The organism is Acinetobacter sp. GN11 (genome assembly GCF_054823985.1).
This window is the reverse complement of sequence record NZ_JRVL01000215.1, coordinates 1-5843: the sequence shown is the minus strand read 5'-3', so window position 1 is coordinate 5843 and position 5843 is coordinate 1. Positions and strand designations below refer to the sequence as shown.

Annotated in this window: 7 protein-coding genes; 2 read left to right on the top strand and 5 right to left on the bottom strand. The window is 35.6% G+C overall.

The window, feature by feature from the left end; all coding sequences use genetic code 11:
- Nucleotides 1–28: 28 nt before the first annotated feature.
- The 5 genes from NL42_RS16465 to NL42_RS16445 form a co-directional block, all read right to left on the bottom strand.
- Nucleotides 29–1057 (bottom strand): alpha/beta hydrolase, encoded by a 1029-nt coding sequence (locus tag NL42_RS16465; protein WP_004791742.1) that lies wholly within the window; start codon nt 1055–1057, stop codon nt 29–31.
- On the bottom strand, nt 1057–2178 hold the full coding sequence (locus NL42_RS16460; protein WP_461313561.1) for a YdcF family protein: 1122 nt from the start codon (nt 2176–2178) through the stop codon (nt 1057–1059). Before NL42_RS16460 ends, NL42_RS16465 begins: the two co-directional genes overlap by 1 nt.
- Nucleotides 2179–2182: 4 nt before the next feature.
- The gene (gene murB / locus NL42_RS16455; protein ID WP_461313560.1) at nt 2183–3217 is read right to left on the bottom strand and encodes a UDP-N-acetylmuramate dehydrogenase; all 1035 of its coding nucleotides are present in this window, start codon (nt 3215–3217) and stop codon (nt 2183–2185) included.
- A 19-nt stretch (nt 3218–3236) separates the two neighbouring features.
- Nucleotides 3237–3740: a low molecular weight protein-tyrosine-phosphatase gene (locus NL42_RS16450; RefSeq protein WP_461313559.1), complete on the bottom strand. Its 504-nt coding sequence runs from the start codon at nt 3738–3740 to the stop codon at nt 3237–3239.
- Between the two features lie 371 nt (nt 3741–4111).
- Nucleotides 4112–4339, bottom strand: coding sequence for a tautomerase family protein (locus NL42_RS16445; protein ID WP_461313558.1), 228 nt, complete (start codon nt 4337–4339; stop codon nt 4112–4114).
- Nucleotides 4340–4401: 62 nt separating this feature from the next.
- Here NL42_RS16445 and NL42_RS16440 point away from each other — a divergent pair, with 62 nt between their 5' ends.
- Complete coding sequence (locus tag NL42_RS16440; RefSeq protein ID WP_461313557.1) at nt 4402–4875, top strand: winged helix-turn-helix transcriptional regulator; 474 nt, start codon at nt 4402–4404, stop codon at nt 4873–4875.
- Nucleotides 4876–5328: 453 nt separating this feature from the next.
- Nucleotides 5329–5843: acyltransferase family protein (locus NL42_RS16435; protein WP_461313556.1), on the top strand; the 515-nt coding region annotated here is incomplete at its 3' end.

The window sequence follows — 5843 nt, the reverse complement described above, 5'->3', positions numbered from 1 at the left end:
CAATTTTTTTGGATAGATGCATTATTTTTTAATAATAAAAATGTTTTGGCTTCGCATGTAAAAATGCTGGAATCAATCCCGTTAAAGCTGCACGTATATCCGCACGTTCATTAATTAATTGATGAGATCCTTCTTCTAGCATTAATAACGTTTGCAACCTAAATTTGCGACGAATAAATTCAATGTTGTAACGCCAATCAACCGTTTGATCAAGAGCACCTTGTGCAAGCCAGACGGGAATACGACAAGCTGGCCGCTCTTCCATTTCTTGCATCCATTTAGACATTGCCAAAATCCAATCCATGCCCATCATTCGAGGTTGTAAAGGATCTTTTAAACGAATAAAGCGTAAAAATTCAGGATTATGATTATTACGTCTAAAGTGTCTTGGTACTTGGCGCTTAATACGGCGAATAATGCCCAATCCAACTGGATTATGCCACCATGCTGTTTTTGCAGGGCGAATCAAAGGAGAAAGTAATAGGACTCTATCTACAATCGGATCTTGGCGTTTTTCAGCATATTCCAATAAGTGATGCATCCAAATTGCGCCACCCGTACTTTGACCAATTCCTACCCAAGGTTTCGGTAACTGATCTGCATGTTTTACATATTGATAAACAGCCATCAGAACTTGTTGATAATGATCAAAATTTTGAATACTTGCTGGTGAGCCATTACTTAAACCATGCCCTGGTAAGTCATAGGTAATGACACTAAAGCCTTGTTCAAGAATTTCACGAATAATAGGCTGATAAATACCACTATGCTCAAGATAGCCATGTAATAAACAGACGGTACCTTGTATTTTTTCTACTTTAGGCTTGAAAACTTGCACATGTAATCGGAACAAAGGCATTTGAACATAGCCCTGCCAATGATCACATTCAAGTAAATGCAAACCATATAACTTACGGTAAGCCAGTAAATCTCGAGATGGTTCTTCTAATGTATTTAAATTAAGTGGACTTAGAACCTGTGGCGTAAGATCACGGTTAGGAACCGGTAAATCTAATTGTTTTAATACGGCAGGATTGAGAAATGGGATATCTGACATTAAGGTACCTCTCGACAATCACTTGAGCCAAACAACATGTCGCGAATTGTCGCAAGTAATTCATAATTTGCACGACGGCTATGATCGTAATTTTGCACACTTGGTTGCCAGCGTGTCAGTGGTGTTGGCATTGGAGCCACAACAGGAATGGTTTCTATACCATTTAAAGCAAATAATCGGCGAGTACGCGGCATATGGTATTCATCTGTAACCAACATGACCGTCGGTGCTCCACCCTTTTTCTGAAGCAATAGAGAACTAAATCTTGTATTTTCACAAGTATTCATACTACGTTTTTCTAGTAGCTTTGCATCAACGCCTCGCTCTTTTAACCAAGCTTGCATATAGGGTGCTTCTACACCGCTAAGCACAATCGGGAGATGATTTTGTTTTTCAACTTCTAAAGTTTTTTCTAATCGTAAACGCGTATAGCCATTAACAACAATATCCTTACCATTTTTATCTAAAGTTAATCCTCCACCCAACACAACAATTGCATAAGGTTCTGATAACTTTTTAGGTTGCACTGGTAATGGATTTTTACGCACATATTCGATTTTCTGTTCAGGTTCACTAACAGCTTTTTGATGCTCTGGTACCACAGGTTTTCTTGCTAAAAACTCAGTATATTGCTCTGTAAGTGCTTTATTTTCCGAACTATTAATAAAGAGAGCTTCATCAATAGGAGCACTTACTTCATCGGCAGCATCAATTTCTGAGTTTTTAACCACTAAAGGAACCGTTACGGAAGCGGCTGCTTCTGAATCTTGTTCCTTTTCTTCTAAAAGAATAATTTGCTGCAAAGCCTTATAGTTTTCTTGAAGATAGGTCAGATCTGTTGTCTTTTTTTCACGTAAAGCTTTTTCAGTCAGCTTTAAATATGCTTGACGAGCAATCCATAGATTTGAGCCTGGTTCTAAATTGTCATGCTCACTTAAGGCAGCCTGTCTCTGGCTTTCAGCAGCGACTTGATTAACATCAACCGGTACAAAATAATTAAGTCCAGCTACAATTAATTTTGAATAAAACGGCGAATATAAAAAAACCACGAAACAGCCCAATAGTAAAAATAGCGCGGTGACTACTTGTACTAAACGTACCATTAAGTGTACTTGTGGCATAAAACTATTCCGTATGATTTTCAATTAAACCTAAACTGTTATAAAGCACAGGCTCTGGTTCTAACATAATATGGAAACGCTGATCAACATCATGTTGTACAGCCTGATAAGTTTTCTTTACATCAGTAAGAGATGCATTGGCATAATTCACCAAAACCAATGCCTGTTTGTGAAACATACCCACCATATCAAGTTGTTTACCCTTCCAACCCACCTGATCAATTAACCATCCTGCTGCAATTTTAACGTTTCCACTCGCTTGAGGATAATGTGGAATTGTTGAGAATTGTGTGACTAAGCGCTCAAATTCTTGAGGATTAACTATCGGATTTTTAAAGAAACTTCCCACATTTGGATATTCTTTTGGATCAGGGAGTTTACTTTGACGAATATGAATGACTTGATTTTGTAAGTTCTCGGCAGTCTGATTATCTCCAACTGCTTGCTTCAAATCACCATAGTTAAGCTTTAAATGGGGATGTTTAAGCAATTTAAAAGTCACATGCGTAATGATGTAACGGTTTGGGTCATCTTTAAAAATGCTATGACGATAGGCGAAATGGCAGTCAGCAGCTAAAATTGTCTGAGTTTCTTTTAATTTACGGTCATACACTTGTACCGACTCAATAAACTCGCCCGCCTCTACCCCATAAGCACCAATGTTTTGTACAGGTGAAGCACCCACTAACCCTGGAATAAGCGCTAGATTCTGCAAACCAAACCAATTTTGCTGAGTGCTATATAAAACGAAATCATGCCAGACCTGGCCCGCGCCAACTTTAACTCGAACAAAATCATGATCATTTGATAAAACTTCAATTCCTTGAATATCAAGATGAATCACTAAGGCATTGATCTGCTGCGGCAACAGCATGTTACTACCGCCCGATAACACAACTACATTTAAATGATGCTGCTTAGCAAAATCCAAAGCTTCTTCAATATCCTGAATATTAGCGACTTTTGTGTAATGTGAAGCTGTTGCATCTAAACTTAATGTATTGAATGGCTTAAGCTGTACCTGACTCTGAATTTGCATTGTATTGAAAAACCTATTCTTAAACATTCAATTGTTTTTTTAAAATATTAATCCACGCCAAACTACTAGACTCGCATTGGTCAAGTACGCGCTCGAAGCCATCTGCACCGCCATAATAAGGATCAGGTAAGGCTTGCTGCGGATATTCAGGATCATGCTCACTCATTAAAGCTACTTTTGCACGAATTTGATGAGTGCCAAACTGAGAAACCGCACTTTGTAGCATGTGATGAATATCATCAAAGTTTTGGTGATCCATTGCCAAAATCAAATCAAACTCTAAAAAGTCTTGAGTTGAAAGCTGCCTGGCACGTAAAGACGATAAGTCATAACCTCTTTTTTTAGCGTGCAGCTGACTACGCTGATCAGGTGCTTTATTTGGATGATAATTACTCGTTCCAGCTGAATCGACAATGACATTAAGTTGATGTGCATCACAATAATGTCTGAAAACCACTTCAGCCGTGGGAGAACGGCAAATGTTTCCTAAACAGACGCATAACACCTTATATTGTGTTTCCATTAGAAACTACTTCCAAACATTTGAATTAAATAGAAATAAATATGGAGCATGTAAAATCCTGACAAAGCTATAAATTATTGTCAGAATTGAATTGACCATTGTGACGTGTTGCATTTTGTCAAAACTCACATGGCTTGAAAAGGAAAATAATGTTTATCAATAGATTAAAAGTTGATAAATCAGTCGACAAAGTAGCTGACCTTCTAATTTTGAATAAAATAATAAAGCCCTCCGAAAAGAGCTTTTACACAAATGACAACACTCACATTATTATTAATGATATGAGCTTTATATCCTGAAAACAGGTTAGCAAATACTTAACTTGCAACTTATGATTTACCAATACAGCTTTAGTAAAAGGCACAAAACAATCATTTAACTGTAGTCATTAACTCAATCATTTCCTTCGTTGGCCTTAAGCTACCTAATTGCCACTGTTCAGGTGGATATTCATCAATTCGTATCCAGACATGCTCTTGAAAAGCTGGATTTCCCTTTCCTTCTATCTCTACAAATAAATCTGTTATTCGTTTGAAAAGCTCGGCTTTACTCTCTTTATCTAGTAAACCCTCTATAGTTTGTATATTTATAAATGGCATAATGCTACCTGAATCAAATCTAGGTCTAAATTATAGACTCATGTTAATTGGAGCCATCTCTGATGTCAAATCAAATTATTCCAAATCATAGATTTTCAGTAGATGTATGTGGAATCTTCAAAATTGCTGAGATATTGAACGATAGTTGGACGATCCTATTGTTGAGAGAAGCTTTTTACGGTGTAACGAAATTTAATGATTTTCTAGAAAATACAGGTATATCGAAGCAAATTTTATCTAATCGTCTAAAACACCTCATCCAATTAGAAATATTTGAACTATCAATTTATAAGGAAGTGGGTGTACGAGAGCGCAAAGAATACTTACTCACCCCAAAAGGTAAAAGCTTAAATATTGTTTTGCTTGCCATGCTTGAATCTGGTAGTAATTTTATTGAAGCAGATAAAGATGTCGTGAAAATTTTTAAGAAGAATTCAGATGATCAACTCAAATTAAAGCTTGTTGATTCATCTAATCAAGTCATCGATTTTAAAAATTTAGAGCTGAAACTCATTCCTCGCAGCAATAAGGAATAACTTTTTAGATGTAGCTTCCTCTTATGTTAAAGCCCCATCGAAAAACTTTACAGATAGCACAAAAAATAGCCTACTCTTTCAAGTAGGCCTACAAATTAGAGCTGTAATTCATACCCATAACTTTTATATGCCCTTGGCGATAGTAAGAAGTACCGTGCTACGTTAAAGTTTCTTTAAGAGCAACTAAATTTTTATAGGCACATCTTAGATAATATTTTTTCTTAATGTTTAAATTACAAATACTTAATCTAGTCTAAGGTATGAACTTAAGAAAACATATTTTGATACAAACAAAAACATAAACATAAAAAAACTCAACGACTAGGATTTAGCTGCCCTGTAGAATTGCTTTCAATTTTAATAACAACAGTCAATATGGATATGCTCTTATCAATTCCCCGGACTAATAATTTCGACCTGATTCGACTTCTAGCAGCCTGCCAAGTCGTATATATGCATAGTCTAAATCATCTGAAAATAAATGGTTTATTGCGTGAATTTTTTGATAAATTTTTACAATATTTTCCTGGTGTCCCAATATTCTTTACTGTTAGTGGATTTCTTATCTTTTGGGCATTTGATCGTAACCATGATATTAAAAAATACAGTATTAATCGAATATTAAGGCTTTATCCTGCCCTATATGTATGCTTATTTATTACAGTTTTACTTCTCATTTTCTTCTCTTCATTTTCACTACTTACACATACAAGTTTTTATGTATGGTTAATTGGTCAATTAACAATTTTACAGTTTTATACACCAGAAATTTTAAAATTCTGGGGTGTAGGTACACCCAATGGAGCTTTATGGACGATTACAGTTGAAGTTCAATTTTACATTCTTGTTCCAATTATATTTTTTCTTATGAAAAAACTAAAAGGAGCATTTGTTTTATTTCTTCTTTTTATATTATCCCTAATTGCAAACTTCTATTTTGCTGGGCTTGATGAAAATGTTATTAAAAA